Raw genomic sequence first — 22,398 nt, 5'->3', positions numbered from 1 at the left:
TAAACTTCAATACACAATTTGTGTTACTCTTAATATAGATAATAATTTCATGTTCACAGCAATTGCTTTAATCGTCGGTGCTTTCTTCTTTATGGAATTCATGGCCTGGTTTACTCATAAGTACATTATGCATGGAATTTTATGGTCATGGCATGCAGATCATCACGATCCGATTCATCTGAAAAAAGGATTTTGGGAAAAGAACGACCGTTTTTTCTTAGTTTTTGCATTACCCTCTGCAGCTTGTTATATGGCTGGCAGTTTTTATCCCGAGTTGAGATTTTTACTCTACATCGGTATTGGCATTTCCATTTATGGATTGTGTTATTTTCTAGTTCACGATGTTTACATCCACAGACGGTTCAATTGGTTTAAACAGTTGGAAACTGATTATTCTAAAGCTGTATTAAGAGCACATGGCGCCCATCACGCAAAGACCACAAAAGAAGATGGAGAATCTTTCGGAATGTTGCTGGTCCATCCCAGATATTTCAATAAGAAGAAAACAAAAGAGGAAGCAAATAAAGTTTAAGCTTTATTGAGGACAGCTTTCATAGTTGAACCTATATCTGCCGGAGATTGAACAACATGAATTCCACAGGCAGCCATCACTTCCATCTTGGCTTCTGCCGTATCTGCCTTACCACCGATGATAGCGCCGGCATGGCCCATTTTACGGCCTTTTGGAGCAGTTTTGCCTGCAATAAAACCGACCACTGGTTTCGTTCCATAAGCTTTGATCCATTCAGCAGCTTCGGTTTCCATATTACCACCGATTTCACCGATCATAACAATACCTTCTGTCTGATAATCTGCCATAAGCAATTGAATGGCTTCTAATGTTGTTGTACCCGGAACGGGGTCACCACCAATTCCGATGCAAGTCGATTGGCCCAGGCCTGCTTTTGTGACCTGGTCAACCGCTTCATAAGTGAGCGTACCAGAGCGCGAAACGATGCCAATACTTCCTTTTTTATGTATAAAACCGGGCATGATACCCACTTTAGCTTCGCCCGGCGTAATAATTCCGGGACAGTTGGGCCCGATAAGTTGTGTTGGATAATTTTTTAAATATTGCTTCACTTTGAGCATATCCTGAACGGGGACCCCCTCAGTGATGCACACGATGAGGTGAATTCCTGCTTCAGCAGCTTCCATAATGGCATCTGCGGCAAAAGCCGGAGGTACAAAAATGATTGATGTATTCGCGGCGACTGATTTTACAGCATCCGCGACCGTATTAAAAACCGGTCTGTCTAAATGCATTTGGCCTCCTTTGCCGGGTGTAACACCACCTACAACCGGAGTACCATAAGCAATCATCTGTTCTGCATGAAATGTGCCTTCTTTTCCTGTAAATCCTTGAACGATTACTCTAGATCCGGCGCCAACTAAAACTGCCATGTTTGTTTATTCTTAGGGGAATTCTGTTTGATGATAAATACGTCCTCATCTGATCTGGACATGTAATATTTTTCGCGTGCAAATTTCTCATAATTATTCTCAAAATCACGCTTATCCTCCCTAAGTTTTGAAATTAATTTTTGATACTCCGCTTTTTCTGTTTCCAATTTTTTGACATCGCTATAGATAGACCAGGCCACCGGAATCCGGTATTGATCAAAAAAAATCATATGCACAGCAAAAAAGCCAAAACTTAGGATGTACCGGTATCGGTCAATCCAATTTTTGAGCGCAGTGAGAATATGGGTTTGAGATTCCAATCTTGGCATCTAATCACGGGAATATTAGGCAAATATATATAATATTTATTTATCAAATATACTTTTTCCCGGATAGTGTGCCTGTTGTCCCAATTCCCACTCGATCCGGAGCAATTGATTGTACTTGGCGACCCGGTCAGACCTCGACAATGAACCAGTTTTGATTTGTCCACAATTCAATGCAACAGCGAGATCAGCGATTGTAGTATCTTCTGTTTCACCTGATCTGTGGCTCATTACACATTTATATTTATTTCTATGAGCTAATTGCACTGCATCAATTGTTTCAGTCAAAGTGCCAATTTGATTCACTTTTATTAAAACGGAGTTTGCTACGTTCATATCAATACCTTTTTGAATTCTTAAAGGATTTGTTACAAAAACATCATCGCCAACCAATTGAATTTTAGCACCCAATAAGCGAGTCAGTTCTTTCCAACCTTCCCAATCATCTTCAGCCATTCCATCCTCAATTGAAAAAATTGGATACTGGTCTACCAGACGATTCAAGTAATTGACCATTCCTGGAGCATCGAGAGATTCCGATCCGGATTTATGAAATACATATTTTTTGATATTATCGTCGTAGAATTCGCTTGCTGCAGCATCCATGGCAAGGACAAAATCCGTTCCTGTTTTGTATCCGGCTTGTTCAATTGCTTGCATGATTAAATCCAATGCTTCTTCATTGGATCTCAAATTTGGCGCAAATCCACCTTCATCACCTACATTTGTTGAATATGATTTTTCTTTCAATACTTTTTTTAAAGTATGAAACACTTCTGCACCCATGCGGAGTCCTTCTGTAAAACTGGAAGCTCCGACCGGCATAATCATAAATTCCTGAAAATCCAGTTTATTATCTGCATGTGATCCTCCATTTATAATATTCATCATAGGGACCGGGAGTACCGCAGCATTAACTCCACCAACGTAACGGTAAAGAGGTAAACCCGCTTCCATTGCTGCAGCTTTTGCCACTGCCAATGAAATACCCAACATAGCATTTGCCCCGAATTGGGATTTATTTTCGGTACCATCTGCTTCAATCATCAATTGATCGATTTCTCTTTGCTGACTTACTTCGATACCTAACAAACAATCTGATAATTCTTCTTCTACAAATGTGCAGGCTTTTAAAACACCTTTCCCTTTATATCTATTGGCATCGCCATCTCTTAACTCAAGTGCCTCGTGCTTTCCGGTAGAAGCTCCTGAAGGAATAGCAGCACGTTGTACGACACCGAATTCCGTTTCCACTTCAACCTCCAGGGTTGGGTAGCCACGACTGTCCAATATTTCTCTTGCACGAATATCAATAATTTCACTCATGTGTAATCTTTGTTGTTTGATGCAGCTTGCTGAGATTCTGGTAGAATTGGGTAAACAGGTATCTGGAATCATGGGGACCTGGACCTGCTTCCGGATGATATTGTACTCCGAATACCGGAAGCTTTTTGTGTTCTATTCCCTCAACCGATTTATCGTTTAAATTGATGTGGGTTAAACTAATGTCTGCAGATTTACGCTTCAGCATCTCTGCATCAACCGCAAAACCATGATTTTGGCTTGTGATTTCAGAGAGTCCGGTATTCAAATTCAATACGGGGTGATTACCGCCTCTATGTCCATGATGCATTTTGAAAGTTGGAACGCCAAGTGTAACACTTAATAACTGATGACCCAGACAAATTCCAAAAACCGGTTTTTTAGTTTCCACGAATTTTTGAACATTTTCCAAAGCATAGTCCATGGCCATCGGATCACCTGGGCCATTTGACAGAAAAAATGCATCCGGATTCCATCGATTTATGGATTCAAAGTCGGTTTTTGCGGGAAATACCTGCATATAGAATCCGGCCTTATCCAATTGTTTCAGAATGCTTTTTTTAATGCCATAATCCATCACTGCAAGCTTAAATTCAGCCTGTGGGTTTCCATAGTAATAAGCAGACTGGGTACTTACAATGCTTGCCAACTCCAATCCTTCCATAGATGGTACAGATTGAAGAAATGCTTTTAACTTGGCCAAATCATTGAATTCCGTTGATATTACTGCATTCATGGCTCCATGGATACGAATATGCCGTACGAGAGCCCTGGTATCTATGCCGTGAATGCATGGGATTCCGTTTGACTCTAAAAAGGATTGCAAGGAATCCTGAGCCAAAGGCCTGCTCAGATGATCCGAAAAATTTCTACAAACCAAGCCCCGGATTTGCACAGACGATGATTCCGATTCCGAATGAACGATGCCATAATTCCCAATATGAACATTTGTATTAATCATAATCTGACCGTAATAGCTTGGATCTGTATAGATTTCCTGATACCCGGTCATGCTTGTATTAAAACAGATCTCACCTCCTACTGTGCCCAATTTACCCGCTGCAAATCCTTCAAAATAACTTCCATCTTCCAGTAATAGAAAGGCGTTGGTTTGCGTGGTTCCTGACATGGATTAAATTTATATTAAAGTTTTGCAAATATATTACCAACTGGACAGCCCTGCGAATTCCGCAGGATGTTTTTTCCAAAAGGCAAAAAAAAAGCGGCCATTTGGCCGCTATCTATTAAAAATTAATTTGTTTCTTCCTGAATGGTTGTTTCAGCAGTGCTTGATTCATCTGACTTTTTCTTAGCCCGACTTCTCCTGGTTTTCTTCACTTCAGCCTCAGGAGCCGAAGATTTAGAAGCAGAGACCATTTCTGTATTGTAATCAACCATTTCGATCATTGCCATTTCAGCACCATCTCCTAAACGGAATCCGGTGCGAAGTACGCGGGTATAACCACCCGGTCTGTCGGCAATTTTTAGAGCTACCCCAGCAAATAATTCGGTAATAGCGTCATTATTTTGCAGATAGCTAAAAACGATACGCCTTGAATGTGTTGTATTGTTTTTGGCTTTTGTTAAAAGGGGTTCAATAAACGCTCTTAATGCCTTGGCTTTAGCCAGCGTTGTGTTGATTCTTTTATGCTTTATCAAAGAGATGGCTAGATTTCTTAATAATGAAACCCTATGTCCTTTTTTTCTACTTAGATGGTTAAATGCTTTTCCGTGGCGCATGGCAATTTTATTTGCTTACTAATTTATGAATACTAATCTTCGTCTAATTTATATTTGCTCAAGTCCATTCCGAAACTCAGATTTTTCAATTGAAGTAATTCTTCAATTTCAACCAAAGATTTTTTTCCGAAATTTCTAAACTTCAGCAATTCGTGTGTGTCGTAACGCACCAATTCTGCAAGGCTATTGATTTTAGCAGCTTTCAAACAGTTGTAGGCTCTTACGCTCAAATCCAAATCTTCCAAAGGTGTCTTTAGAAGTTTTCGCATATGTAAAATATGCTCATCGACAATCACATCTTCTTTGCGTACAGAATCCTCAAAAGTGATATTTTCATCCGTAATCAACATAAGATGTTGAATCATAATTCTTGCAGCTTCTTTGACGGCATCTTCAGGATGAATCGTACCATCCGTTTTAACATCGAGCAACAACTTTTCAAAGTCCGTTTTTTGTCCTACACGTGTATTTGAAACGCTATAAGAAACTTTTTTAATCGGCGTATATATGGCATCTACAGGAATAATTCCTATTGGTAAATCTTTGGTAATCATTTCATCTGCGGGAACATAACCTCTACCTTTTGAAATGGTCAACTCCAGTTCTAAATTAACAAAAGGTTCCATGCGACAAATGACCAAATCAGGATTGGTTACAGTAAATACATTCGTTGCATTTTGGATATCACCGGCAACAAATGAATCTTTTCCGCTGATGGATAGGTAGATTTTTTCTTCCTTTAAGCTATTGGCATCCATCGCAGGTTTCAAACGAACCTGTTTGAGATTCAGGATTACTTCCACGACGTCTTCCATAACACCTTTAATGGTAGAAAATTCGTGCTCAACGCCTGCAATTCGAACATAAGAAATAGCAAAGCCTTCTAATGAAGACAATAATATTCTTCTTAAAGAGTTGCCCACTGTTTGTCCAAAACCTGGTTCCAGTGGTTTGAATTCAAACGTTCCTTCAAAGTCGGTTGCTTTTTGAAGAATGATTTTATCCGGCTTTTGAAAGTTTAATATACTCATGCTTGAATTTTTTATAGTAATGGGTAAAATCTTATTTAGAATACAATTCGACGATCAGCTGCTCGTTGATGGGTTCCGGAACTTGATCGCGTGTTGGGTATTGTATAAACTTGCCTTCCATTTTATCCGGATTCCATTCCAGCCATGCGTATTTGCGCATATCTGTTTTTTGAGCTACGTTATGGCGAATGAGCTCCAATCCTTGTGATTTTCCACGTACCGTGACCACATCACCAGGTCTTAATCGAGCTGAAGGAATGTTGACGAGTTTACCATTCACCATGATATGGCGATGTGAAACCAACTGACGAGCACCTTTTCTCGTAGTTGAAATCCCCATCCGATAAACGGTATTATCAAGACGTGCTTCCAGATACTGAAAAAGATTTTCTCCAGTGATGCCACCTTTTTTATGGGCATCGTGGAAAATGTTTCTGAATTGTCTTTCAAGTACACCGTAAGTATATTTTGCTTTTTGCTTTTCGATCAACTGCAAAGCATAATCAGAGCGCTGCTTTTTTCTGCGGGAAGGTCCATGTTGACCCGGAGCATACTTTTTGCGTTCGAAAGATTTGTCATAACCCGTGAGGGATTGACCAAAAGATCTTGATTTTTTTGTTACCGGTCCAGTATATCTAGCCATGCTTCTTGTTCAATTTAAAATTATACCCTTCTGTGTTTTGGAGGTCTGCAACCATTATGTGGAATAGGCGTTAAATCTGTGATTTTGGTAATCCGAATCCCGGATGAGTCCAGACCGCGAATTGCAGCTTCTCTTCAAGAGCCCGGGCCTTTCACATAAACTTCTGCAGAACGCATTCCGGCCTCATAGGCAGTAGAAGCCGCACTGTTTGCAGACATTTGTGCTGCGAAGGGCGTATTCTTTTTTGAACCTTTGAATCCGGATTTACCTGCACTTGCCCAGGAGATAACTTCTCCAGCTTTATTGGTCAGCGAGATAATGATGTTGTTAAAGGTTGCCTGTATGTATGCCAAACCATCAGCATCCACTTTGACTTTCCTCTTTTTTGCTTTTTTACCTTTTGCCATATAAACAGTACTGTTAATTATTTAGTAGCTTTTTTCTTGTTTGCAACCGTCTTCCGTTTGCCTTTACGAGTTCTTGCATTGGTTTTGGTTCGTTGTCCTCTTACCGGCAAACCTTTTCTATGTCTGATACCTCGGTAACTAGCAATATCCATAAGCCTTTTAATACTCAACTGGACATCTGAGCGAAGTTCTCCCTCAACTCTATACTCTTCTTGTATGACTTTAGCGATCGCCTGAACCTGGTCATTGGACCAATCCACGACGCGTACACTTTCATTAAGCCCTACTTTACTTAAAATATTTTTTGCAGAGGTTGGACCTATGCCATAAATATAAGTGAGGCCTATTACGCCTCTTTTGTTTCTTGGTAAATCTATTCCTGATATACGTGCCATATAAGCTTGGGTTAATAACTATCCTTGACGTTGTTTGTATTTAGGATTCTTTTTATTAATAATGTACAGCCTGCCCTTTCTGCGGACAAACTTGCAATCAACGGTTCGCTTTTTAATCGAAGTTCTGACTTTCATACCTTATTTATTTATATCTATAAGTAATACGTCCTCGCGACAAGTCGTAAGGGCTCATTTCTACCGAAACCTTATCTCCTGGCAATATCCTGATGTAATTCATCCGCATTTTACCTGAAATTGTGGCGATTATCAGATGGTCATTTTGCAGTCGCACTCTAAACATTGCGTTTGAAAGGGCTTCTTCTATGATTCCATCCTGGATTATCAGGTCTTTTTTTGCCATCTAAATTTTTTCGGAGTGCAAATATCTATCTTTTTACGCAATTTCTGTCAATTCTTTGTTATTTTTAACGGAAGTTTCAATTATTGTGTGATCTGAGAGGCATTCTGCCCTATCTTTTCTAACAACAATGGTATGTTCGTAGTGCGCTGAGGTTTTTTTATCCTGAGTTGCAATGGTCCAACCATCCTTTAATTGTTTCACGCGATGGGTTCCAAGATTGATCATAGGCTCGATGGCAATAACCAATCCTTCCTTTAAGACCATACCCTTCCCTTTTTTTCCAAAATTTGGCACATCAGGCGGTTCATGGAGCTGTCTACCGATTCCATGGCCAACGAGCTCTCTTACGACTCCATAGTGATGATGGACCTCTGTGTACTCCTGAATGGCATTACTGATATCGCCTATGCGATTTCCTGCAATAGCCTGGCCGATACCAAGCCAAAGTGATTTAAGGGTAGCTTTTAATAGATTTAAAACTCCATCATGAACATCTCCAACGGCAAAAGAATAAGCAGAATCACCAAAGAATCCATTGAACTGTACTCCACAATCTACTGACACGACATCGCCTTCTTTGATAGGCAAGTTATTTGGTATGCCATGCACTACTTGTTCGTTCAATGAAATGCAAAGATTTGCTGGAAAGCCATGATAGCCTTTAAATGCAGGAGTCGCCTTATGATCTTGTATAAAAGTACCGGCAAGTGCATCCAATTCCAAACCCGTAACACCAGGTCTGAGGATCTTAGCAATTTCTGCCAACGTCTGACTTACCAACTGGCAACTTACTTTGATTTGTTGGATTTCCTCTTCAGTTTTGAGGTAAACCATTAGCTTTAACCATTGACTACAGGACCAACGCCCTGGCTAAAACGGCCTTCTATTCTTCCGGATTTTACCAGTCCGTCGTATTTGCGCATGAGTAAATACGATTCTACAACGGCGAGGGTATCCAGAATTACACCAACCATGATTAAAACTGAAGATCCCCCAAAGAATCGGGCAAATTCAGGATTCACTCCAAATAACACAGCTATAGCTGGCAAAATGGTCAGAAATCCCAGAAAAATTGAACCCGGTAAGGTAATCCTGGTAGTTGTCGCATCTATATACTCTTCTGTATCTTCTCCTGGTTTGATACCGGGAATAAATGCATTTTGTCTTTTTAAATATTCTGCATAATTCTGGGGATTCACAATCAAAGCGGTATAGATATAGGTAAACCCGACGACCAATAAAAAGGTCAGAAAATTATGCCAGAATCCGTAGGGATCTGTAATTGCTCCAAGAACCCCTGAAGTTCCCAAACTGGGATCAGAGGTCATATACTGTACAGCAGTCAATGGCAGAAATAAAATCGCTTGAGCAAAGATGATGGGCATTACCCCGGCTGCATTTACTTTTAGAGGAATAAAATCGCGATTATTTCCAACAGGCATGGAACCTGCACCTCTACCCACCATGCGTTTTGCAAATTGAATCGGTATTTTACGAACGCCCTGAATGACCAGAATACATGCTATAACTATTAAGAACAGGATGACCAATTCTACCAGGAATAGCAGTAACTGCTGTGTATTCAATTCGAAAGCAAAAGCCGAAGGCAAAGTTGCAATGATACCGATCATAATGAGGAGTGAAATTCCATTACCAATACCTCTATCTGTAATCCTTTCGCCTATCCACATACAGAATATGGTACCAGCAGCTAGAATAATACTGTTTGAAAACCAGAAAATAAACTGGCTTACATTAGGGTCAACAGCACCCATTGATTTTACATAAGTTAAGTAACCTCCCCCTTGAACCAGGGTTATTAATACGGTTAACATCCGGGTGATCTGGTTCAATTTCTTTCTACCTGATTCCCCTTCCTTTTGTTGCAAACGCTGAAAAAACGGAACTGCAAATCCCAACAACTGGATGATGATGGAAGCAGTAATATAAGGCATGACCCCTAAGGCAAATATGGAAGCCTTATCGAATGCACCGCCTGTATAACTCGAAATCAAACCAAAAAGACTATTTGAAGCATTGGTTGTTTTCTGACTTAAAATCGCAGGATCTACTCCTGGCAAAACGATAAAAGATCCTACCCTAAATATGATCAACAAGGTCAGTGTATAGATAATTTTATCTTTCAGCTCCGTGATACTCCAAATATGCTTAAAAGTCTCTACTAGTTTTTTCATTTTCTAAAAATTAAATCAATTCAACAGATCCTCCTGCAGCTTCAATTTTGGATTTTGCAGATGCGGAACATGCATGTATGGTGAGCTTATAAGATTTCGTCACATCGCCATTACCAAGTAATTTAATGCGGTCTCTTTTATTGAAGATTTTGTTTTTTACAAAGAAATCCTGATTCATTTCTGTGGAACCATATTCTTCAGAATATTTTTCCAAATTAGCCAGGTTCACCTCTTTATAATCAATACGGTTCACATTCCTGAAACCAAATTTTGGCAGACGTCTTTGCAAAGGGGTTTGACCTCCTTCAAATGATTTGGTAGTAGTTGCACCTGAACGGGCCTTCATACCTTTATGTCCTTTTCCGGAAGTGCCTCCATGACCTGATCCTTCACCTCTTGCAACTCTTTTTTCTTTATGAGTGGCTCCCTTGGCCGGTTTTAAATTATATAATTCCATAGTCCGTTATATCTTTTCAATGTGAATAAGATGATTTACTTTTTTCAACATTCCATCGATCTGAGGAGTGTGTTCCAATTCCACTTTATCATGGAGGTTGCGCAATCCAAGAGCTTGTATGGTAAGCTTCTGCTTAGAATTAGCCTTGATTACGCTTTTCGTTTGTGTGATTCTGATTTTAGACATGTTGCACTATTAAAATCCTTCAAAAACTTTTACCAAATCAATTTTTCTATCTTTTGCCACATCATACGGGCTTCTGATTTTTGTCAGGGCATCAAGGGTCGCCTTGACGACATTATGAGGATTGGAAGAGCCCATGGATTTTGCCAATACATTATGTATTCCTGCAATTTCCAAAACAGCTCTCATGGCACCTCCGGCAATAACTCCTGTTCCATCTGCAGCCGGTTTTATAAATACGCGACCAGCACCAAATTTTCCTTTTTGTTCGTGTGAAATGGTGCCCTTTTGAATTGGAACTTTGATTAAATTTTTCTTGGCATCATCAACTGCTTTAGAAATAGCGTCTGATACCTCACGCGCTTTACCGATTCCCTGCCCTACTATGCCATGACCATCGCCGACGACAACGAGTGCCGAAAAGCTAAAGGTCCTACCCCCTTTCGTTACTTTCGCAACGCGGTTAAGAGATACCAATTTTTCTTTAAGTTCCGTTTCTCCAGCCGCTTTAACTTTTACTACATGCGTTTTTCCCATGATCTATTTTTCTAATCGATTTATTAAAATTGAAGTCCGCCTTCGCGAGCAGCATCAGCCAGTGCTTTGATGCGACCGTGATAGATAAATCCACCTCTATCGAATACCACATTCTGTATTTTCATACCCTGTGCTTTGTTCGCGATGAGGGCCCCTACTTTTTTAGCCATTTCAGATTTAGGAGCCTTTTCCAAGCCCTTTTCCTTTGATGAAGCTGCGCATAAAGTATGCCCACTTAAGTCATCAATTAATTGGCAATAAATACCGGTATTGCTTTTAAATACTGCCAAACGAGGTTTTTCTGCAGTACCATTCACAGATTTGCGAATGCGGTATTTGATTTTTTGTCTTTTTATAATTTTCGTATTTTTCATTATACGTGGAATCTTACTTGTAAACGAATATTATTTTCCTGCTGACTTACCAGCTTTTCTTCTCAATATTTCTCCTTTGAATTTGATACCCTTGCCTTTGAATGGTTCCGGAGATTTCATGGCTCTGATTTTGGCACAAACCTGTCCGAGCAGTTGGTTGTCTGAGCCTTTCAGAATAATTCTTGGATTGGAACCTTTTTCTGTAACGGTCTCAACTTTGAGTTCTGAAGGAACAGCAAAATAAATAGGATGCGAAAAACCCACTGAAATCTCTAAAACATTACCAGCATTTGAAACCCTGTAACCTACACCGACTAACTCCATTTCGCGGGTAAACCCATCTGTAACACCAGTTACCATATTGCTCAATAAAGCTCTGGTCAGTCCGTGCGCAGATTTATGGCGTTTTTGTTCTGTAGGACGTGTAACCTGCATGATGCCATCCTCCACTTTAACGGTCATATCCGGATCAATTTGCTGAGTCAATGCGCCTTTCGGGCCTTTTACCGTAACAGAAGCTGTATCGATTTTGACATCCACTCCTGTCGGAATTTTGATTAATTTTTTACCTATCCGTGACATTCGATTCGGTTTAATGTTATTATTGAATATGACACAATATTTCTCCACCTACGTTGGCCTTCTTAGCTTCCTTATCGGTAAGTAAACCTTTAGAAGTGGAAATAATGGCGATGCCCAATCCATCAATGACGCGTTTTATATTATCGGCCTTAGCGTATACTCTTCGTCCTGGTTTACTAACTCTCGTTAGTGTCCGGATGATCGGTACACGGGTTAATGGATCGTATTTAAGCGCTATGCGGATCAAGCCTTGATTATTTTCAGTATCCTCGAATTTGTATTTGAGAATATAACCATAATTGTAAAGAATCTCCGTAATGCGTTTCTTTTCATTGGAAGCCGGAATATCTACGATGCGAAATCCAGCCTGCTGTGCATTGCGGATGCGCGTTAAATAATCTGCTATTGGATCGGTAACTGCTGACATAATTTTTTTACTTTAATAAACTACCAACTTGCTTTTACAATTCCTGGAATTTTTCCATCCAATGCCATTAAACGAAAGACATTTCTGGAAACTCCAAACCTTCTCATATATCCCTTAGGTCTGCCTGTCAATTGACATCTGTTTTTCAAACGCACCGGAGATGCATTCCTTGGCAATTTACTGAGGGCATCATAATTTCCTTCTGCCTTTAGTTTAAGGCGAAGTTCCCGGTATTTCGCAACTACTTTCTCGCGTTTTTCCTGGCGTGCTATAATTGACTTCTTGGACATATTTTCAATTAATTTTTCTGATTTTTAAATGGCAGTCCCAGTTGCTTCAACAATTCATAAGCTTCTGCATCTGTTTTTGCTGTAGTAACAAAGGTGATATCCATACCTGCAATCTTATTGATTTTGTCAAGATCAATTTCAGGAAAGATGATTTGCTCTGTAATTCCCAATGTATAATTTCCTCTACCGTCGAATGAATTATCATTAATCCCTCTAAAGTCACGTACACGAGGTAAGGCCACGGTTACAAGGCGATCCAGAAATTCGTACATGCGATCTCTGCGAAGTGTAACTTTTGCGCCAATGGGCATTTTCTCGCGAAGTTTAAAGTTAGATACTGCCTTTTTAGACATTGTTGCAACGGCTTTTTGGCCGGTAATCGTAGTCATTTCGTTAATCGAAATATCGACCAGCTTTTTGTCCTGTGTTGCGGAACCAACGCCTTGATTGATGCTGATTTTCACTAATTTGGGAACCTCCATAATGGATTTGTAATTAAACTTTTCCTTCAATGCAGGAACCACGCTGGTCAGGTATTGCTGTCTTAATCTGTTCTGGTAACTCATTACTTTATAATTTCACCTGATTGTTTAGAAACTCTTAGTTTTTTTCCATTCTCTACCTTATATCCTACCCTTGTTGGCTTTCCGCTTTTAGGATCTAAAAGCGCCAGGTTAGAAATATGTATAGGTGCCGACATTTCAACAATACCACCCGGATTATTATTGGTCGGTTTTGTATGCTTTTTAACAATATTAAGGCCTTCAATCACCGCGCGATCTTTTTCCAAGATCATTCTGGTGATGATACCCGATTTCCCTTTGTTGGAACCAGCTATCACCTCAACTTTATCACCTGTTTTTATTTTAAACTTTTTCATGTTTATACATTTTCGAATTAAAGTACTTCGGGGGCTAAAGAAACAATACGCATATAATCCTTTTCTCTGAGTTCGCGGGCTACCGGACCGAATATACGCGTACCTCTCGGTTCATCTGATGGATTTAGCAAAACGACTGCATTGTCGTCAAATCGAATGTATGTTCCATCCTTACGGCGGATCTCTTTTTTCGTTCTAACGATAACAGCTTTTGAAACCGTACCTTTTTTGACACCACCCGGAGTAGCGGACTTTACAGTAACAACTATTTTGTCACCCACTGAAGCATAGCGCCTTTTAGTGCCACCCAAAACGCGGATGCAAAGCACTTCTTTGGCACCACTATTATCTGCCACATTTAATCTGGATTCCTGCTGTATCATACCACTCTAATTTTTAAGCGTTAATTATTCTCCTTTTTTATAATTTCAACCAAACGCCATGTTTTATTTTTGCTCATAGGCCTGGTTTCCATGATCTTTACCATATCTCCAATTCCGCATTCATTTTTTTCATCGTGTGCGAAATATTTAGAAGTTTTCTTCATCTTTTTGCCATATTTGGCGTGCATCATGGAGCGCTCCACTTTAACCACAATGGTTTTCTCCATTTTGTTAGAGCTTACAACTCCTATTTTCGATTTTCTTAAATTCCGTTCTTCCATTCCAAATATGATTTTATGCTTTTGCTGAAGTTCTTTTGATGAGTTCCGTTTTCATTTGTGCAATTTCCTTGCGAATGTGTCTGATCTGAACCGGATTTTGTAAACCTTTAATCTTGTGTTCTAATTTCAAACGATGCCATTCAGTGACAGCTGTGTTTAAGTCTCTTTCAAGAACTTCCGTATCAAGTCCGGCAAATTCGCTATATTTTTTCAATGCCATATCTATTATAAATTATGCGGTTGCTAAATTTTGGAATTCTCTGCGAACGATCACCTTTGTTTTTATTGGCAACTTTTGGGCAGCCAATAAAAATGCCTGTGCAGCAATTTCGAAAGGCACTCCATCCATTTCAAACATTATGGTCCCTGCTTTCACGACGGCTACATAATGATCTAAAGCTCCTTTTCCCTTTCCCATCCTTACCTCAGCAGGTTTAGCTGTAATAGGTTTGTCCGGAAATATGCGGATCCAAACATTTCCTTCTCTTTTCATATGGCGGGTCATGGCAATACGTGCCGCTTCGATTTGGCGGTTGGTGATCCGGCTGCTTTCCAGCGCTTTCAAACCAAAGGTGCCAAAGGCAATCGTAGTACCTCTGTGAGCTACTCCCTTAATCCTTCCTTTCTGTTGCCTTCTGTATTTAAGGCGTTTTGGCTGTAACATACTATTTACCTTTTAAAAAAAGAATCGCAAAATTACGACTATTTAAAATTATTATCTCCTTTTTCCTCCGCGGTCCGGTCTTCTATCTCTGTTTTCGCGATCTCCGCCGCCGCCTCTTCTGTTTGGTCCCTGTCCCATGCCGCCTTTCGTTTCCTTTTTCTCTAATCCTACCAGCGGTGAAAGATCTCTTTTCGCAAACACCTCACCCTTACAGATCCAGGTTTTGATACCGATTTTACCATACACCGTTTGAGCTTCCTTGATCGAATAATCTATATCAGCCCTGAAAGTGTGAAGCGGAATACGGCCTTCTTTGTATTCTTCAGAACGGGCCATTTCTGCTCCGTTCAATCGTCCGGAAATGCGCACTTTTATCCCTTCTGCACCTGCACGAATCGTTGATTGAATGGACATTTTAATGGCACGTCTATAGTTAATTCTCGATTCAATCTGTTTTGCGATAGACTCCCCAACAATAGCGGCATCCAATTCAGGTTTGCGAATTTCAAGAATATTGATTTGGATGTCCTGATTCGTCAGTTTTTTCAATTCTTCGCGAATGCTATCCACTTCAGTACCTCCTTTACCTATTATGATACCAGGCCTTGATGTTTGTATTGAAACCGTGATGCGTTTCAGCGTTCTTTCGATGATAATGCGCGCCAGTCCGCCTTTTTCAATACGGGCATTGAGATAGTTTCTGATTTTTTCATCTTCCACTACTTTTTGCGCGAAAGCCTTTCCCCCAAACCAGTTGGAGTCCCATCCTCTGATGATTCCCAGGCGATTACCTATCGGATTTGCTTTTTGACCCATTCGAGTAAATTGTTTTTTTTATTAATCTTCTTTTTGAATGATTGTTCCATTTTTATTACCTACCACTAATGTTACGTGATTTCTGCGCTTGCGAATTCTGTGTGCTCGTCCATGAGGCGCAGGTTGAAAACGCTTTAGCATCATACCACCATCAACAAATGCTGTTTTAACAATTAGATCTGCTCCTTCTGCAGAGCCTTCGCCGTGCTTTTGCTCATAATTATTGATAGCAGATAACAATAGTTTCTCCAACCAAATAGATGCTTCTTTTTTGGTAAATTTCAAAATACTGAGTGCTTCACCCACTTTTTTCCCTCTTATCAAATCCACAACCAACCTCATTTTCCTGGCTGACATCGGGCAATTCCGCAATTTGGCTACAGCTTCCATCTGTTTTGCTTTTAATTTATTTATTATCTGTTTCCTGAATGTGTTCTAAATGTCCTTGTAGGTGAAAATTCTCCCAATTTATGGCCTACCATGTTTTCCGTGATGTACACAGGTATGAATGTTTTTCCGTTGTGAACAGCAATTGTCTCCCCAACCATATCCGGAATAATTACCGAAGCTCTGCTCCATGTTTTGATAACAGTCTTCTTTCCTCCTTCTTTGGATTTATGTACTTTTTCCATAAGCTTATGGTGTACAAAAGGGCCTTTTTTTATAGATCTAGTCATATCTAATCTTTATTAATTGGTTGTTTTTCTTCTGGAAATAATGAGTTTAGATGAATGCTTTTTGCGTGAACGCGTTTTGGCACCTTTTGCGATAAGTCCTTTTCTTGATCTTGGATGTCCTCCGGATGCACGACCTTCACCACCACCCATTGGGTGATCAACCGGGTTCATGGCTACCCCTCGAACTCTTGGCCTCCAGCCCAACCATCTGAATCTTCCAGCTTTACCCATACGCTCAAGGCTATGGTCCGGATTAGAAGTTGAACCCATGGTAGCTCTACAGGTCGCCAAAATACGGCGAATTTCACCTGAAGGCATTTTGATAGAAGCATACCTATCTTCTTTACCCATCATAGTTGCAGCTGTTCCTGCGCTTCTCACCAGACAAGCTCCCTGTCCGGGATGTAATTCAATAGCATGGATTGAAGAACCTAAGGGAACATCCTCTAAAAACAAGGTATTTCCAACATCGGGCGTTGCTTTTTTACCACTCATCACGCTATCTCCTACTTTGAGGCCGTGTGGAGCGATAATATATCTCTTTTCACCATCTGCGTAATTGAGTAAAGCAATATGCGATGAGCGATTTGGATCGTATTCAATGGATTTTACTTTTCCAGGAATTCCATCTTTGTCGCGAAAGAAATCAATTTTTCTGTATTGCCTTTTATGTCCACCACCGCGGTGACGCATTGTTTGTCTTCCCTGGTTATTGCGCCCGCCATGAGAACTGATGCTTTCGAGCAGCGATTTCTCAGGTTTTGAAGTCGTAATTTCTTCATGCGTCAGCTGAACGCGGAATCGCATTCCCGGGGTAATCGGATTTAATTTTTTAACTGGCATATCGTTTATTATTTCTCGTCACCAAAAATGTTAATTTCATCTCCCGCTTTCAAGCTCACAAATGCTTTTTTGTAGGAGGCTTTTTTACCTTTTAAAACGCCATTCCTGGTATTCCTCGTTTTGAGTTTGCCGGGATAGAGCGCTGTGTTTACAGATTCTACAGAAACGCTGTACATTTTTTCGATGGCTTTAGAAATCACTATTTTGTTGCTATCTCTTGCAACTAAAAAAGTGTACTGATTCTTTTTTGTGGAAAGCGTCTCAGATTTTTCAGTAACCACCGGTCTAATAATTATTTGCTTGTTCATGTCTCTGATATTAAGCTAATGTTTCACTTATTTTACCAATACTGGATTCTGTTAAAACCAGTTTTTTACAATTAAGGATATCGTAAGTATTTAAGTCTTTTGCAATTTTCAAATCAGCACATGGAATATTGCGGCTTGACAAATAAATTGCCTCGTTATATTCAGGAGTAACGACTACAGTTTTGATTTTATCAACCTGCAGATTTTTCATAATCCCAGCAAACTCGCTGGTTTTAATAGCGCTCATTTGAAAATCTTCAACGACTACAATTCCTTCGCCAGCTGCTTTTTGAGAAAGAGCAGACCTTCTGGCCAATTGGTTCACTTTTTTATTTAATTTCTGCGTGTAATCCCTTGGATGTGGTCCGAATGCGCGTCCACCTCCTTTAAAGGTTATATTTTTCATAGAACCTGCTCTAGCACCACCTGTTCCCTTTTGCTTTTTGATTTTACGGGTTGAACGGTTGACTTCATTGCGTTCTTTAGAATCATGTGTTCCTTGTCTTTGATTTGCCATATAAGCTTTAACCGCGAGATAAAGAACATGTTCGTTTGGTGCAATTCCAAATATATTGTCAGGCAAATCTATACTTCTGCCCGTGCTTTGACCCTGTGTATTCAGTACATCCAATTTCATGGCAACTTATTTTTTTTCTATGATTACAATGGAACCTTTGTGACCGGGAATCGCTCCCCTTACCAAAAGCAAATTTTTCTCTGGTAGGATTTTTGCAACTTTCAAATTCCTGACCTTAATATTAGTATTTCCATTCTGGCCGGCCATTCTTAAACCCTTCACGACTTTTGAAGGATATGAAGATGCACCAATTGAACCCGGTGCACGCAGCCTGTTATGTTGACCGTGGGTTGCATTTTGTACGCCACCAAAACCGTGACGTTTAATAACTCCCTGGAATCCCTTTCCTTTACAAACTCCACTTGCATGGATTACATCGCCTTCTGCAAAAACTTCTGTCACCAGCACTTCATCACCCAATTGTTTTTCCAGGCTGCAATCTCTAAATTCCACTGAGTTTCTTTTAGGAGTGGTCTTGGCATTATTAAAATGTCCGGTGATGGCACGGTTTGCATTTTTGGCTTTGGCCTCTCCGTGTGAAAACTGCAAAGCAGAGTAACCATCCGATTCCTCAGTTTTGACTTGTGTAACTACATTCGGAGAAATCTCTACAACGGTACATGCAATGAATTTGCCGTCCTTGTCATAGATACTCGTCATGCCGACTTTAGTTCCAATTAATCCGTTCACAATATGTGATTTTAATTATGTTATCAAATAAGATCTCCGTTTTACCGGAAACCTCAAAAAAAACAGAAATGGAAGACGCTTAAGACAACTTTACCTGTATGTCTACTCCACTGGGCAGTTCGAGCTTAGACAACGCATCTACCGTTTTATTGGTAGGTGTATAAATCTCGATGAGCCTTTTGTGCGTCCGAAGTTGAAACTGCTCTCGAGCTTTCTTATTTACGTGCGGTGATCTCAGCACTGTAAATATTTCCTTCTCGGTGGGCAGCGGAATCGGACCAGCAACTACTGCGCCACTACTGCGCACTGTCTTCACAATCTTCTCCGTACTCTTATCGACCAAATTGTGGTCATAAGAGCGAAGTTTTATCCGAATTTTTTGATTCATGCCTATATTTATTTCTAATCAATTTTTACAAACTATACTTTCACGGTACCTTTTGCTTTTGCAATAATTTCTTCAGCGACCTGTTTAGGAACCGGAGCATAATGAGAGAACTCCATCGTAGAACTTGCTCTTCCTGAAGTGATGGTGCGCAATTGCGTAACATAACCAAACATTTCAGAAAGCGGAACTTCTGCTTGTATCGCCACTGCACCGCCCATTCTTTGCTCTTGTCCTTTTGGCATTCCCCTTCTTCTGTTGAGGTCACCAATAACCGGACCCACATATTCGTCGGGTGTGATGACTTCCAATTTCATAATAGGTTCCATCAGTTGAGGACCTGTTTTAGGAGCAGCTTCCCGGAAACCGTCTTTTGCACAAAGTTCAAAAGCTTGTGGTTTAGAGTCAACAGAGTGCATAGAACCATCAAACACGCGAACTTTCATGTGTTCGAGGTTATATCCTGCCAATATGCCTTGATTCATCATAGATTCAAAACCTTTGATGATAGGCTGCATATATGCTTTATCGATAGCGCCTCCAAAAATATCCCAAATGAATTGCATTCTGGTCTTACCACTCTTAAACTCATCACTCTCCATAAATGCAGCATCAGCCGGACCCAATTCAAATTCCATATCTGCAAACAATCCCGAACCACCCGTTTGTTTTTTGAGGCGTTCGCGATGACCTACAGTTTTGGTCATGGACTCTTTATAATTAACCTGAGGGGCACCCTGATTGCATTCAACGCCAAATTCGCGTTTCAAGCGATCGACAATGATTTCAAGGTGTAATTCTCCCATTCCACTGATGATGGTCTGCCCTGTATTTTCATCAGTAAACACGCGGAAGGTAGGATCCTCTTCAGCTAATTTAGCCAAAGACATACCTAATTTATCCTGATCTTTTTGTGTTTTCGGTTCAATTGCAATGGAGATTACCGGTTCAGGGAATACCATAGATTCCAGAATGATCGGATTGTTCTCATCACATAAAGTATCGCCCGTTTTAATATCTTTAAATCCAACAGCTGCAACGATATCTCCGGCCTCCACAAAATCAATAGACTTACGATCGTTAGCATGCATAAGGAATAGTCTGGAAATGCGTTCTTTTTCCATGATAACGCGGTCCTTGTCGGTACGCACTTTCATCACATAAGATCCTGCATCCAGGCGACCTGAGTATACGCGCATGAAAACCAATCGTCCAACGAAAGGGTCGGTAGCAACTTTAAAAGCCAAAGCAGCAAATGGCTCAGTAGCAGAAGGTTTTCTAAATAATTCAGCATCAGTTTTTGGATGTGTTCCTTTCACATCCTCAATATCCATTGGAGATGGAAGGAAAGCGCAAACTGCATCTAAAACTGCCTGCACCCCTTTATTTTTAAAGGCCGAACCGCAAAGCATCGGCACAAATTTCATATCACAAACAGCAGAGCGAATTGCTGCAATCATTTCTTGCTCAGTGATAGTTTCTGGGGCATCAAAAAATTTAACCATCAGATCGTCATCGTATTCTGCAATAGCTTCGATCAGTTCCTGGCGGCATTCGTGCACTTGGTCTGCAATGTCTGCGGGAATTGGAATTTCATTATAGGACATGCCTTTTGAGGCATCATCCCAGATCATGGCTTTATTGGTGATGAGATCTACTACTCCGGTAAAGTGTTCTTCTGCACCAATGGGAACCTGAAGCGGAATAGCTTTAGAACCCAACATCGAACGTACCTGGCTAACTACATTGAAAAAATCAGCACCCTGGCGATCCATTTTATTTACGAATCCAAGTCTCGGAACTTTATAATTATCTGCAAGCCTCCAGTTTGTTTCACTTTGTGGTTCAACGCCATCAACAGCACTGAATAAGAAAACAAGACCGTCCAATACGCGAAGCGATCGATTTACTTCAACGGTAAAATCGACGTGTCCGGGTGTATCGATAATATTTACAATATAAGATTGACCTTTCCAATTCCAATTTGTCTGGGTGGCAGCAGAAGTAATGGTAATACCGCGTTCCTGTTCCTGAGCCATCCAGTCCATAGTTGCTGCACCATCGTGAACTTCACCGATTTTATGTGTCATTCCTGTGTAATAGAGGATGCGCTCGGTAGTTGTAGTTTTACCTGCATCTATATGCGCTGCAATTCCAATATTCCTCAAGTAACTTAAATCCTTTGACATCCTATATCCTTATTATTAAGATTTGAAATGTGCGAAAGCTCTGTTGGCTTCTGCCATTTTATGTGTATCTTCTCTCTTTTTAACTGCAGCACCTTCATTTTTGCTGGCAGAAATTATTTCATTCGCTAATTTATCAGCCATCCCCTTTCCTGCGCGCAATCTTGAATATTTGATTAGCCATTTAATAGCTGTTGCTGTTTTACGAGCTGGCCTCATTTCCTGTGGAATTTGGAAAGTAGCACCTCCGATTCGCTTCGGTTTAACCTCGATATGTGGCATCACATTCGTTAAAGCGCGCTGCCAAACTTCATGTGGATTTTCGCTCAGCTTTGTTTCAACCTGATCCATTGCCTGGTAAAAGATGCTATAGGCCGTACTTTTCTTGCCTTCCCATATCATATTATTCACAAACTGAGTAACCAGTGTATCACCAAACCTGGGGTCTGGTTCCATTATTCGCTTCTTTGGTTTATGTTTTCTCATGGACGATTGTAATCTTTAATCCTAATTATTATTTCTTTGGTCTTTTACTTCCGTACTTAGATCGACTCTTTTTGCGGTTATTCACACCAGCTGTATCCAAAGCACCTCTTACAATAGTATAACGCACACCGGGAAGATCTTTTACCCTACCTCCACGTACGAGGACGATAGAGTGTTCTTGAAGGTTGTGGCCTTCACCCGGGATATAACAGATGACCTCTATACCATTTGTCAACCTTACTTTAGCTACTTTACGCAAAGCCGAATTCGGTTTTTTGGGAGTTGTGGTATAAACTCTGGTGCAAACACCTCGTTTTTGAGGATTTGACTGGAGAGCTCTGGATTTACTCTTGTACTCCACTTTTTCCCGGCCTTTTCGGATCAACTGATTAATAGTAGGCATATTTTGGTTTATCTGTTTTTATCTAATTTTTATATAATGCACATTTTCAGTACCTTATGGCACACCTATCCCATAAAGAGACGCAAAAATAGTATTCTTTAGCTTATCAGCCAAGCCGATGTTCAAATTTATTCCATTATTTTG

General features: G+C 40.3%; 37 protein-coding genes and 1 pseudogene. 1 reads left to right on the top strand and 37 read right to left on the bottom strand.

Translation table 11 applies throughout. The features are described 5' to 3' along the window. Positions 1-49 precede the first annotated feature (49 nt). A complete protein-coding gene (locus tag IPM92_04785; GenBank protein MBK9107700.1) occupies positions 50-532 on the top strand; it encodes a fatty acid hydroxylase in 483 nt (160 codons plus the stop codon). On the opposite strand, the gene sucD is transcribed toward IPM92_04785, so the two are convergent. From sucD to IPM92_04600, 37 genes and pseudogenes are all read right to left on the bottom strand, one after another. Continuing rightward, positions 529-1,404 (bottom strand): succinate--CoA ligase subunit alpha, encoded by an 876-nt coding sequence (gene sucD, locus IPM92_04780; GenBank protein ID MBK9107699.1) that lies wholly within the window; start codon positions 1,402-1,404, stop codon positions 529-531. The two genes, IPM92_04785 and sucD, sit on opposite strands and share 4 nt — an antisense overlap. After that, a complete protein-coding gene (locus IPM92_04775; protein MBK9107698.1) occupies positions 1,392-1,733 on the bottom strand; it encodes a hypothetical protein in 342 nt (113 codons plus the stop codon). The genes sucD and IPM92_04775 overlap by 13 nt, the downstream gene beginning before the upstream one ends. Positions 1,734-1,769: 36 nt before the next feature. Next, the gene (eno, locus tag IPM92_04770; protein MBK9107697.1) at positions 1,770-3,056 is read right to left on the bottom strand and encodes a phosphopyruvate hydratase; all 1,287 of its coding nucleotides are present in this window, start codon (positions 3,054-3,056) and stop codon (positions 1,770-1,772) included. Continuing rightward, on the bottom strand, positions 3,049-4,182 hold the full coding sequence (gene carA, locus IPM92_04765) for a glutamine-hydrolyzing carbamoyl-phosphate synthase small subunit (GenBank protein MBK9107696.1): 1,134 nt from the start codon (positions 4,180-4,182) through the stop codon (positions 3,049-3,051). The genes eno and carA overlap by 8 nt, the downstream gene beginning before the upstream one ends. Positions 4,183-4,304: 122 nt before the next feature. After that, positions 4,305-4,793, bottom strand: a complete 489-nt coding sequence (gene rplQ, locus IPM92_04760; GenBank protein MBK9107695.1) for a 50S ribosomal protein L17 — start codon at positions 4,791-4,793, stop codon at positions 4,305-4,307. A 32-nt stretch (positions 4,794-4,825) separates the two neighbouring features. Further along, the gene (locus tag IPM92_04755) at positions 4,826-5,824 is read right to left on the bottom strand and encodes a DNA-directed RNA polymerase subunit alpha (protein ID MBK9107694.1); all 999 of its coding nucleotides are present in this window, start codon (positions 5,822-5,824) and stop codon (positions 4,826-4,828) included. 31 nt (positions 5,825-5,855) lie between these two features. Then, on the bottom strand, positions 5,856-6,467 hold the full coding sequence (gene rpsD / locus IPM92_04750) for a 30S ribosomal protein S4 (protein MBK9107693.1): 612 nt from the start codon (positions 6,465-6,467) through the stop codon (positions 5,856-5,858). A gap of 20 nt (positions 6,468-6,487) precedes the next feature. After that, positions 6,488-6,874 (bottom strand): annotated as a pseudogene (rpsK, locus tag IPM92_04745) (30S ribosomal protein S11). A gap of 17 nt (positions 6,875-6,891) precedes the next feature. After that, the gene (gene rpsM, locus IPM92_04740; GenBank protein ID MBK9107692.1) at positions 6,892-7,269 is read right to left on the bottom strand and encodes a 30S ribosomal protein S13; all 378 of its coding nucleotides are present in this window, start codon (positions 7,267-7,269) and stop codon (positions 6,892-6,894) included. Between the two features lie 18 nt (positions 7,270-7,287). Further along, positions 7,288-7,404 carry a 50S ribosomal protein L36 gene (rpmJ, locus tag IPM92_04735; GenBank protein MBK9107691.1) on the bottom strand — a complete coding sequence of 39 codons (117 nt, stop codon included), beginning with the start codon at positions 7,402-7,404 and terminating at the stop codon, positions 7,288-7,290. A gap of 7 nt (positions 7,405-7,411) precedes the next feature. After that, positions 7,412-7,630, bottom strand: coding sequence for a translation initiation factor IF-1 (gene infA / locus IPM92_04730; protein MBK9107690.1), 219 nt, complete (start codon positions 7,628-7,630; stop codon positions 7,412-7,414). Positions 7,631-7,663: 33 nt separating this feature from the next. Next, positions 7,664-8,464 (bottom strand): type I methionyl aminopeptidase, encoded by an 801-nt coding sequence (gene map / locus IPM92_04725; protein ID MBK9107689.1) that lies wholly within the window; start codon positions 8,462-8,464, stop codon positions 7,664-7,666. A gap of 5 nt (positions 8,465-8,469) precedes the next feature. Then, positions 8,470-9,825: a preprotein translocase subunit SecY gene (secY, locus tag IPM92_04720; GenBank protein ID MBK9107688.1), complete on the bottom strand. Its 1,356-nt coding sequence runs from the start codon at positions 9,823-9,825 to the stop codon at positions 8,470-8,472. A 10-nt stretch (positions 9,826-9,835) separates the two neighbouring features. Next, positions 9,836-10,282, bottom strand: a complete 447-nt coding sequence (gene rplO / locus IPM92_04715) for a 50S ribosomal protein L15 (GenBank protein MBK9107687.1) — start codon at positions 10,280-10,282, stop codon at positions 9,836-9,838. A 6-nt stretch (positions 10,283-10,288) separates the two neighbouring features. After that, positions 10,289-10,468, bottom strand: coding sequence for a 50S ribosomal protein L30 (gene rpmD, locus IPM92_04710; protein ID MBK9107686.1), 180 nt, complete (start codon positions 10,466-10,468; stop codon positions 10,289-10,291). A gap of 9 nt (positions 10,469-10,477) precedes the next feature. Next, positions 10,478-11,002 carry a 30S ribosomal protein S5 gene (gene rpsE / locus IPM92_04705; GenBank protein MBK9107685.1) on the bottom strand — a complete coding sequence of 175 codons (525 nt, stop codon included), beginning with the start codon at positions 11,000-11,002 and terminating at the stop codon, positions 10,478-10,480. Positions 11,003-11,025: 23 nt separating this feature from the next. Beyond that, complete coding sequence (locus tag IPM92_04700) at positions 11,026-11,376, bottom strand: 50S ribosomal protein L18 (protein ID MBK9107684.1); 351 nt, start codon at positions 11,374-11,376, stop codon at positions 11,026-11,028. Between the two features lie 30 nt (positions 11,377-11,406). Beyond that, positions 11,407-11,958, bottom strand: coding sequence for a 50S ribosomal protein L6 (gene rplF / locus IPM92_04695; GenBank protein ID MBK9107683.1), 552 nt, complete (start codon positions 11,956-11,958; stop codon positions 11,407-11,409). Positions 11,959-11,977: 19 nt separating this feature from the next. Beyond that, positions 11,978-12,385: a 30S ribosomal protein S8 gene (rpsH, locus tag IPM92_04690; protein MBK9107682.1), complete on the bottom strand. Its 408-nt coding sequence runs from the start codon at positions 12,383-12,385 to the stop codon at positions 11,978-11,980. Between the two features lie 20 nt (positions 12,386-12,405). Continuing rightward, complete coding sequence (gene rpsN / locus IPM92_04685) at positions 12,406-12,675, bottom strand: 30S ribosomal protein S14 (protein ID MBK9107681.1); 270 nt, start codon at positions 12,673-12,675, stop codon at positions 12,406-12,408. An 8-nt stretch (positions 12,676-12,683) separates the two neighbouring features. Then, entirely contained in the window at positions 12,684-13,241 is a 558-nt protein-coding gene (rplE, locus tag IPM92_04680) for a 50S ribosomal protein L5 (protein ID MBK9107680.1), read from the bottom strand. Then, complete coding sequence (gene rplX, locus IPM92_04675; GenBank protein ID MBK9107679.1) at positions 13,241-13,555, bottom strand: 50S ribosomal protein L24; 315 nt, start codon at positions 13,553-13,555, stop codon at positions 13,241-13,243. The genes rplE and rplX overlap by 1 nt, the downstream gene beginning before the upstream one ends. Positions 13,556-13,572: 17 nt before the next feature. Beyond that, on the bottom strand, positions 13,573-13,938 hold the full coding sequence (rplN, locus tag IPM92_04670) for a 50S ribosomal protein L14 (protein ID MBK9107678.1): 366 nt from the start codon (positions 13,936-13,938) through the stop codon (positions 13,573-13,575). Positions 13,939-13,958: 20 nt separating this feature from the next. Then, positions 13,959-14,219, bottom strand: coding sequence for a 30S ribosomal protein S17 (rpsQ, locus tag IPM92_04665; GenBank protein ID MBK9107677.1), 261 nt, complete (start codon positions 14,217-14,219; stop codon positions 13,959-13,961). 13 nt (positions 14,220-14,232) lie between these two features. Next, on the bottom strand, positions 14,233-14,439 hold the full coding sequence (rpmC, locus tag IPM92_04660) for a 50S ribosomal protein L29 (protein ID MBK9107676.1): 207 nt from the start codon (positions 14,437-14,439) through the stop codon (positions 14,233-14,235). Between the two features lie 12 nt (positions 14,440-14,451). After that, positions 14,452-14,883, bottom strand: coding sequence for a 50S ribosomal protein L16 (gene rplP, locus IPM92_04655; GenBank protein ID MBK9107675.1), 432 nt, complete (start codon positions 14,881-14,883; stop codon positions 14,452-14,454). A 51-nt stretch (positions 14,884-14,934) separates the two neighbouring features. Beyond that, positions 14,935-15,699, bottom strand: coding sequence for a 30S ribosomal protein S3 (gene rpsC / locus IPM92_04650; protein ID MBK9107674.1), 765 nt, complete (start codon positions 15,697-15,699; stop codon positions 14,935-14,937). Between the two features lie 21 nt (positions 15,700-15,720). Then, the gene (rplV, locus tag IPM92_04645) at positions 15,721-16,089 is read right to left on the bottom strand and encodes a 50S ribosomal protein L22 (protein MBK9107673.1); all 369 of its coding nucleotides are present in this window, start codon (positions 16,087-16,089) and stop codon (positions 15,721-15,723) included. 23 nt (positions 16,090-16,112) lie between these two features. After that, positions 16,113-16,376, bottom strand: coding sequence for a 30S ribosomal protein S19 (rpsS, locus tag IPM92_04640; GenBank protein ID MBK9107672.1), 264 nt, complete (start codon positions 16,374-16,376; stop codon positions 16,113-16,115). Positions 16,377-16,388: 12 nt separating this feature from the next. Further along, complete coding sequence (gene rplB / locus IPM92_04635) at positions 16,389-17,219, bottom strand: 50S ribosomal protein L2 (protein ID MBK9107671.1); 831 nt, start codon at positions 17,217-17,219, stop codon at positions 16,389-16,391. A gap of 8 nt (positions 17,220-17,227) precedes the next feature. Continuing rightward, complete coding sequence (rplW, locus tag IPM92_04630) at positions 17,228-17,527, bottom strand: 50S ribosomal protein L23 (protein MBK9107670.1); 300 nt, start codon at positions 17,525-17,527, stop codon at positions 17,228-17,230. Between the two features lie 10 nt (positions 17,528-17,537). After that, positions 17,538-18,164 carry a 50S ribosomal protein L4 gene (gene rplD / locus IPM92_04625; GenBank protein ID MBK9107669.1) on the bottom strand — a complete coding sequence of 209 codons (627 nt, stop codon included), beginning with the start codon at positions 18,162-18,164 and terminating at the stop codon, positions 17,538-17,540. Positions 18,165-18,170: 6 nt separating this feature from the next. After that, complete coding sequence (gene rplC, locus IPM92_04620; GenBank protein MBK9107668.1) at positions 18,171-18,794, bottom strand: 50S ribosomal protein L3; 624 nt, start codon at positions 18,792-18,794, stop codon at positions 18,171-18,173. Positions 18,795-18,873: 79 nt separating this feature from the next. Beyond that, positions 18,874-19,182, bottom strand: a complete 309-nt coding sequence (gene rpsJ, locus IPM92_04615; GenBank protein MBK9107667.1) for a 30S ribosomal protein S10 — start codon at positions 19,180-19,182, stop codon at positions 18,874-18,876. Between the two features lie 32 nt (positions 19,183-19,214). Then, a complete protein-coding gene (fusA, locus tag IPM92_04610; GenBank protein ID MBK9107666.1) occupies positions 19,215-21,368 on the bottom strand; it encodes an elongation factor G in 2,154 nt (717 codons plus the stop codon). A 15-nt stretch (positions 21,369-21,383) separates the two neighbouring features. Then, entirely contained in the window at positions 21,384-21,851 is a 468-nt protein-coding gene (rpsG, locus tag IPM92_04605; protein ID MBK9107665.1) for a 30S ribosomal protein S7, read from the bottom strand. A 28-nt stretch (positions 21,852-21,879) separates the two neighbouring features. Next, on the bottom strand, positions 21,880-22,254 hold the full coding sequence (locus IPM92_04600; protein ID MBK9107664.1) for a 30S ribosomal protein S12: 375 nt from the start codon (positions 22,252-22,254) through the stop codon (positions 21,880-21,882). Positions 22,255-22,398 lie beyond the last annotated feature (144 nt).

The organism is Saprospiraceae bacterium (genome assembly GCA_016719615.1).
Classification (GTDB): domain Bacteria; phylum Bacteroidota; class Bacteroidia; order Chitinophagales; family Saprospiraceae; genus Vicinibacter.
Note: the sequence above shows the minus strand (reverse complement) of the source record. Positions and strands in the feature narration are given on the sequence as shown.

What these genes read in the sequence shown, in the direction of transcription:
- IPM92_04785 (MBK9107700.1), top strand. Translation starts at nt 50, where the DNA reads ATGTTCACAGCAATTGCTTTAATCGTCGGTGCTTTCTTCTTTATGGAA.
- sucD (MBK9107699.1), bottom strand. Translation starts at nt 1,404, where the DNA reads ATGGCAGTTTTAGTTGGCGCCGGATCTAGAGTAATCGTTCAAGGATTT.
- IPM92_04775 (MBK9107698.1), bottom strand. Translation starts at nt 1,733, where the DNA reads ATGCCAAGATTGGAATCTCAAACCCATATTCTCACTGCGCTCAAAAAT.
- eno (MBK9107697.1), bottom strand. Translation starts at nt 3,056, where the DNA reads ATGAGTGAAATTATTGATATTCGTGCAAGAGAAATATTGGACAGTCGT.
- carA (MBK9107696.1), bottom strand. Translation starts at nt 4,182, where the DNA reads ATGTCAGGAACCACGCAAACCAACGCCTTTCTATTACTGGAAGATGGA.
- rplQ (MBK9107695.1), bottom strand. Translation starts at nt 4,793, where the DNA reads ATGCGCCACGGAAAAGCATTTAACCATCTAAGTAGAAAAAAAGGACAT.
- IPM92_04755 (MBK9107694.1), bottom strand. Translation starts at nt 5,824, where the DNA reads ATGAGTATATTAAACTTTCAAAAGCCGGATAAAATCATTCTTCAAAAA.
- rpsD (MBK9107693.1), bottom strand. Translation starts at nt 6,467, where the DNA reads ATGGCTAGATATACTGGACCGGTAACAAAAAAATCAAGATCTTTTGGT.
- rpsM (MBK9107692.1), bottom strand. Translation starts at nt 7,269, where the DNA reads ATGGCACGTATATCAGGAATAGATTTACCAAGAAACAAAAGAGGCGTA.
- rpmJ (MBK9107691.1), bottom strand. Translation starts at nt 7,404, where the DNA reads ATGAAAGTCAGAACTTCGATTAAAAAGCGAACCGTTGATTGCAAGTTT.
- infA (MBK9107690.1), bottom strand. Translation starts at nt 7,630, where the DNA reads ATGGCAAAAAAAGACCTGATAATCCAGGATGGAATCATAGAAGAAGCC.
- map (MBK9107689.1), bottom strand. Translation starts at nt 8,464, where the DNA reads ATGGTTTACCTCAAAACTGAAGAGGAAATCCAACAAATCAAAGTAAGT.
- secY (MBK9107688.1), bottom strand. Translation starts at nt 9,825, where the DNA reads ATGAAAAAACTAGTAGAGACTTTTAAGCATATTTGGAGTATCACGGAG.
- rplO (MBK9107687.1), bottom strand. Translation starts at nt 10,282, where the DNA reads ATGGAATTATATAATTTAAAACCGGCCAAGGGAGCCACTCATAAAGAA.
- rpmD (MBK9107686.1), bottom strand. Translation starts at nt 10,468, where the DNA reads ATGTCTAAAATCAGAATCACACAAACGAAAAGCGTAATCAAGGCTAAT.
- rpsE (MBK9107685.1), bottom strand. Translation starts at nt 11,002, where the DNA reads ATGGGAAAAACGCATGTAGTAAAAGTTAAAGCGGCTGGAGAAACGGAA.
- IPM92_04700 (MBK9107684.1), bottom strand. Translation starts at nt 11,376, where the DNA reads ATGAAAAATACGAAAATTATAAAAAGACAAAAAATCAAATACCGCATT.
- rplF (MBK9107683.1), bottom strand. Translation starts at nt 11,958, where the DNA reads ATGTCACGGATAGGTAAAAAATTAATCAAAATTCCGACAGGAGTGGAT.
- rpsH (MBK9107682.1), bottom strand. Translation starts at nt 12,385, where the DNA reads ATGTCAGCAGTTACCGATCCAATAGCAGATTATTTAACGCGCATCCGC.
- rpsN (MBK9107681.1), bottom strand. Translation starts at nt 12,675, where the DNA reads ATGTCCAAGAAGTCAATTATAGCACGCCAGGAAAAACGCGAGAAAGTA.
- rplE (MBK9107680.1), bottom strand. Translation starts at nt 13,241, where the DNA reads ATGAGTTACCAGAACAGATTAAGACAGCAATACCTGACCAGCGTGGTT.
- rplX (MBK9107679.1), bottom strand. Translation starts at nt 13,555, where the DNA reads ATGAAAAAGTTTAAAATAAAAACAGGTGATAAAGTTGAGGTGATAGCT.
- rplN (MBK9107678.1), bottom strand. Translation starts at nt 13,938, where the DNA reads ATGATACAGCAGGAATCCAGATTAAATGTGGCAGATAATAGTGGTGCC.
- rpsQ (MBK9107677.1), bottom strand. Translation starts at nt 14,219, where the DNA reads ATGGAAGAACGGAATTTAAGAAAATCGAAAATAGGAGTTGTAAGCTCT.
- rpmC (MBK9107676.1), bottom strand. Translation starts at nt 14,439, where the DNA reads ATGGCATTGAAAAAATATAGCGAATTTGCCGGACTTGATACGGAAGTT.
- rplP (MBK9107675.1), bottom strand. Translation starts at nt 14,883, where the DNA reads ATGTTACAGCCAAAACGCCTTAAATACAGAAGGCAACAGAAAGGAAGG.
- rpsC (MBK9107674.1), bottom strand. Translation starts at nt 15,699, where the DNA reads ATGGGTCAAAAAGCAAATCCGATAGGTAATCGCCTGGGAATCATCAGA.
- rplV (MBK9107673.1), bottom strand. Translation starts at nt 16,089, where the DNA reads ATGGAAGCTGTAGCCAAATTGCGGAATTGCCCGATGTCAGCCAGGAAA.
- rpsS (MBK9107672.1), bottom strand. Translation starts at nt 16,376, where the DNA reads ATGACTAGATCTATAAAAAAAGGCCCTTTTGTACACCATAAGCTTATG.
- rplB (MBK9107671.1), bottom strand. Translation starts at nt 17,219, where the DNA reads ATGCCAGTTAAAAAATTAAATCCGATTACCCCGGGAATGCGATTCCGC.
- rplW (MBK9107670.1), bottom strand. Translation starts at nt 17,527, where the DNA reads ATGAACAAGCAAATAATTATTAGACCGGTGGTTACTGAAAAATCTGAG.
- rplD (MBK9107669.1), bottom strand. Translation starts at nt 18,164, where the DNA reads ATGAAATTGGATGTACTGAATACACAGGGTCAAAGCACGGGCAGAAGT.
- rpsJ (MBK9107667.1), bottom strand. Translation starts at nt 19,182, where the DNA reads ATGAATCAAAAAATTCGGATAAAACTTCGCTCTTATGACCACAATTTG.
- fusA (MBK9107666.1), bottom strand. Translation starts at nt 21,368, where the DNA reads ATGTCAAAGGATTTAAGTTACTTGAGGAATATTGGAATTGCAGCGCAT.
- rpsG (MBK9107665.1), bottom strand. Translation starts at nt 21,851, where the DNA reads ATGAGAAAACATAAACCAAAGAAGCGAATAATGGAACCAGACCCCAGG.
- IPM92_04600 (MBK9107664.1), bottom strand. Translation starts at nt 22,254, where the DNA reads ATGCCTACTATTAATCAGTTGATCCGAAAAGGCCGGGAAAAAGTGGAG.